The sequence below is a fragment of the uncultured Metabacillus sp. genome (assembly GCF_947503125.1).
GTDB lineage: Bacteria > Bacillota > Bacilli > Bacillales > Bacillaceae > Metabacillus.
The window spans coordinates 1-4,241 of the sequence record NZ_CANNCR010000118.1; the positions used below are offsets into that span (position 1 = coordinate 1).

Annotated in this window: 4 protein-coding genes; all 4 read left to right on the forward strand. The window is 40.0% G+C overall.

What is annotated here, in order from left to right; genetic code table 11:
• The first annotated feature begins 153 nt into the window (after nucleotides 1–153).
• The 4 genes from Q1B07_RS26130 to Q1B07_RS26145 all read left to right on the forward strand — a co-directional run bounded on the left by Q1B07_RS26130 (nucleotide 154) and on the right by Q1B07_RS26145 (nucleotide 3,957).
• Nucleotides 154–576 carry a cell wall hydrolase gene (locus tag Q1B07_RS26130; protein WP_299095591.1) on the forward strand — a complete coding sequence of 141 codons (423 nt, stop codon included), beginning with the start codon at nucleotides 154–156 and terminating at the stop codon, nucleotides 574–576.
• 217 nt (nucleotides 577–793) lie between these two features.
• The gene (gene gerQ / locus Q1B07_RS27125; RefSeq protein ID WP_366945291.1) at nucleotides 794–1,075 is read left to right on the forward strand and encodes a spore coat protein GerQ; all 282 of its coding nucleotides are present in this window, start codon (nucleotides 794–796) and stop codon (nucleotides 1,073–1,075) included.
• 572 nt (nucleotides 1,076–1,647) lie between these two features.
• Nucleotides 1,648–3,567, forward strand: coding sequence for a T7SS effector LXG polymorphic toxin (locus Q1B07_RS26140; RefSeq protein WP_299095594.1), 1,920 nt, complete (start codon nucleotides 1,648–1,650; stop codon nucleotides 3,565–3,567).
• 3 nt (nucleotides 3,568–3,570) lie between these two features.
• Nucleotides 3,571–3,957 carry an immunity 22 family protein gene (locus Q1B07_RS26145; RefSeq protein ID WP_299095597.1) on the forward strand — a complete coding sequence of 129 codons (387 nt, stop codon included), beginning with the start codon at nucleotides 3,571–3,573 and terminating at the stop codon, nucleotides 3,955–3,957.
• Nucleotides 3,958–4,241 lie beyond the last annotated feature (284 nt).

A 4,241-nucleotide genomic window follows, 5' to 3' on the forward strand; every position in this document is an offset into this window, starting at 1 on the left:
TGGCAAGTTTTTTGCATTTAAAGCCCTTTAAATCAAGGAATTATTAACTTTTTAATATATAAGTTTTGACAATACGGTATAGGCAAAAGGGGTGAGAAAATGAGTAGATGAATAAAACATACTTCACGTGATGTGGAGGAGTTAGCGAGGCTCATGCTTGCGGAAGCGACGGGTGAAGGAGCGCAAGGGATGAACATGGTAGGATCTGTCGTGGCCAATCGGGTCGAAGCTGACTGTGCTCCTGATTTCAAAGGGTTGCGCAATATAAGACATGCGATCTATCAAACCATTCCTGGAACTGGAATTCCTCACTTCGATCCCGTCTTAAATGGAACATTATATACACAACGTCCCAATGAAGCTGACCTCCAGAGGGCTAGGAATTTGCTGCATGGTGATAGGGATCCTCGAGCGAGAATGAATTTGTGGTTTTTTAACCCTAGTCCGGGGAAAAAATACCGAGCTCCTTGTACCCCCACGATGCCAAGATCCCCGATGACGCAGTTCGATTTTTCACACAAGAATCATTGTTTCTATGTTGCTGTACCGGGTTATTGCCCAGAGTTTTATCGATAAATTAAAAAGGAGCTGATCTTCTCATGACTTATGGATACTCTAGTTATTATCCAATCCATTATTATCCTTGTTTTTACCCATCTTCACGGTGCGGGCCAGTGCCGCACAACAACAATAGCAACAACAACAAGGCGGTTTTATGCATTCTGGACCCACATTTGCCGCACCAGTGGTTCCGTTGGGGACTGGGCAGCAAATGCAACTCCCGGCAGGCACGATGGAAGAATCATTTATTGAAAATATCCTGCGTTTCAACAAAGGTAAGATCGGGACATTCTACTTTACTTACCAAGGTAACAACAAATGGAATGCGATGGTTTACCGCGGACGCGTAGAAACGGCTGGTCGTGATCACCTCATCATCAGCGACCCGTCCAGCGGCAAACGCTACCTGCTTATGATGGCAAATCTCGACTGGGTAGAATTCGGGGAACAAATTAACTATCCTCAAGCGCAAATCAGTCCGCAAGTCGAGGCGTCCTTGACGACATCGGAGTGAGCTTGCAGAACACTAAAAACCCGCTTACTTCCTTTTGGGAAAATGAGAGGGTTTTTATTCGTTCTGACTACAGGAATGGATAAGCAGTAATCATTATAAATACTGTTGTTATGTTAGGTGTAAGTGCAGTATCAAGCAAATCAGTAAACACAATATAGGAAAAGCCTGATTTTAGTCGTCTAGCTCCGCTTACAGCACCGAGAAATGAGGCTTTATTTTATTTAGATTTGCCCTCATGCTGTCAAACGGTTTCTTTAAACAATTTGATTGTTATAAAAAGCTCTTTTCGTAAGGAATATTGTTTTTAGCAAGTAACAAATTTGAACAAAAGTTGACTGTAGCGGATAGGTGAGAGGCTTGTAGTGAATATTTGGTTTCCTGAATAGAAATAGTTGATTTGTCCTATATCATTTTGTTCACTTAAGTCAGTATTCCTGTTTTTGCTGGGAATCACCCTTTATTTATGTACGAAACTCACAATCTATGATATTGGTAAATAGTAGAAAATCCAAAATCGTCTCCTTACATGCAGAAAAAGGGACCGAAAAACCCATAAGTAGGTGCCAATGACAATGGTGAAAATAGTAGAGACAAAAACACTCTTACATACAATGGAAGCTAGGTCACAAGAGTATAAAAATCTCAGAGATCAGCTGGAACAGGTAAAAAGGAAATGCAATGACATCGTCAATTTAGGTGATCAGTTCCAAGGAAAGGGAGCTGACGCGATCAAAGGCTTTTACCAGGCACAAATTGATGTGGCAGAAGCCTGGCTCCGGCTGATTGATCGGCACATCGCTTTTTTAAACGGAATTAATGGCAGTACGGAAGAAAAGGATCTTGCGAATTCAGTGGTACACCTTCCGTTTTTAGAGGATGAGCTGGTGCACCATATCAGGAATCAGAAAGAAATGGTCGCAAGCCAGCAGGATGAGCTGCGAAAAATTTTCAATCGAATTGATGATCTCATCTCCCTCGACGCCTTCTCAACGAGCCGATTTGATGAACAAATCGAACATGCTGATAAAGATCGAAAAGCGACGGTTGATGCTGTGAATCAGCTAGATGAAGAGTTAAACTCAGAATATCGGTTATCAGAAGGTGACGAACAATTTGTCATCGCCTTATTTCAGCAATTAATGGAAGCATCACGCCAGGGAAATACCATCTCGCCGATCCAATTTAACTTGGATGCCTATCAAGCAAGTGAGGTATATAAATTAAAAGGACAGGCTGAGCAGCAAACAAAAGATTACCTTTCATTCAAGAACGAACAGGAAGCATTTAGGGCACAGCTCAAGCGTCAAGAGGAGCTCGAAAACCGGCCATGGTACGAAAAGGCATGGGATGGAATCAAGACCTTTACTGGCGAATTTACAGGATACTATGATTACATACGTGCCTCAGAAGGTGTTGACCCTGTCACCGGCGAAAAGCTAACAGCCGGACAGCGCGTTGCCGCCGGAGCAATGGCAGCAGCAGGATTTATTCCAATCGTCGGCTGGGCAGGAAGAATTGTCAAAGGCGGAGGAGCCATCTACAAAACGGCCAAAGGCATGAATGCTGCTGATCAGGCACTTGACGTTTATAGGACGACAAAAACCTTTTCTAATCTCGAGAAAGCAGAGATGGGCCTTTACGGACTCGTGTCTGCCAATGGTTTTAGCGAGTATATCACCGGTAAAGATATGTTCGGAAATGAATTAACGGAAGAGCAAAGACAGGCAAGTCTCCTACAAAGTATCATTGGTTCAACCCTAATCGCAGCTCCATTTGTGCCACAGCTTGTTAAAAATGGTAAACTGATTCGTGAGGAGACGATTAGTAGGGCGCATGAACTGGCTGCAAGGACAAAGGCTGATTTACGTTTTGTAATGGATGAGGTTAGAGGCGGATTTCATGTGTTGCGGAATGGGATGTATCCTAATAATTTAGCTTTTGCAATAAGTTCGAATGTGCAGAAGGTTCCACTAAATGTGATGGAAACTAAGTCGGTTAAGAAGGAATTAGATGAGGTTTTGTCGAATTTTTCTATTAATGTTGTTGGAAAAGGTACGGGTAAAATTCTTGACACTGTACCTTCTGTAAGAAATGGAGAATTTAGAAACTGGTTTAATTCTTTGACTACTGAAGAATTTGATATAGTATGGTCAGATCCTAAGCTAAGAGAGTCAATTAAAGACCGATTGCGCCATCCAGGTGGATTACACGAATGGCACTTGGTTTCCCGTGCTAATACTTTCAAATACTGGGGGGTAATTGCCGAACAAATTATAGAAATGAGAACACTAATAAGTGAGACGAAGTTTGTTAATCCAACTGGAAAACACGGTGGAAAAGGATCAACAAAAGCTCATAATGAGTTACTACAAATTATTGATACATCAATAGATTATGATATGTTTAAAAGGCGTTTACAAAATTGGGCCGATTATCGTTTTGAAGGTGGTTCAGATGCATTGCCTGATGGATTGAAACCAAATAGGAGGTAACTTATGCAAAAAGATGGATTTGTATCATTGTGGGTAGGGAATATTAACTCGTCAGAGGAATTGGACGATATACTTAATATTTCTTATACAGAGGATGGGGATTTTATACCATCCAAGTTCGCTCGGAGTTTTGATATTGAGAGATATGACGATGCAGTAAGAGAAGCGGAGTTTTATGATGAAGCCGATAACTTACTTAGTCAATTATTAGAGGGATTCTCTTATGACGATGTTATTATTCCTAAATTTTCGTCGGTTTGTGGTGAACAGTTGCAAAGTAATTATAATGTTGTAATTCTACTCTACAATTTTAAATATGAGGGAATTAAAAAGGAAACCAAACTTAATACAAGTATTTTAGAGTTTTTAGGAGCAGTAGAATACTTATAATTTAGAAAAAACCTTGATTTTGTAATCGAGGTTTTTTTAATATTTACTGTTTACTTAAAAGAAGATTCCTACTTAAAAGTTGGAATCTCCTTTGTTAATCAGATAAATTTTTGTAATTCTTTTTTTATAATACGGAATCTTTTTTTACTATCAGAATCCTTAGGGTCAACTTTTAAATATACTCTACCTACCATATACTTTCTAGATAATGTGGTATGTCAACACTAAACTAGACACTTTTTTTAAGGTGAATATTTTTATATTCAATGGGACTTAGATAGTCA

Bases quoted from the DNA above. Each gene is read 5' to 3' on its own strand.
- Q1B07_RS26145 (WP_299095597.1), top strand. From the start codon at position 3,571: ATGCAAAAAGATGGATTTGTATCATTGTGGGTAGGGAATATTAACTCG.
- gerQ (WP_366945291.1), top strand. From the start codon at position 794: ATGGAAGAATCATTTATTGAAAATATCCTGCGTTTCAACAAAGGTAAG.
- Q1B07_RS26130 (WP_299095591.1), top strand. From the start codon at position 154: ATGCTTGCGGAAGCGACGGGTGAAGGAGCGCAAGGGATGAACATGGTA.
- Q1B07_RS26140 (WP_299095594.1), top strand. From the start codon at position 1,648: ATGGTGAAAATAGTAGAGACAAAAACACTCTTACATACAATGGAAGCT.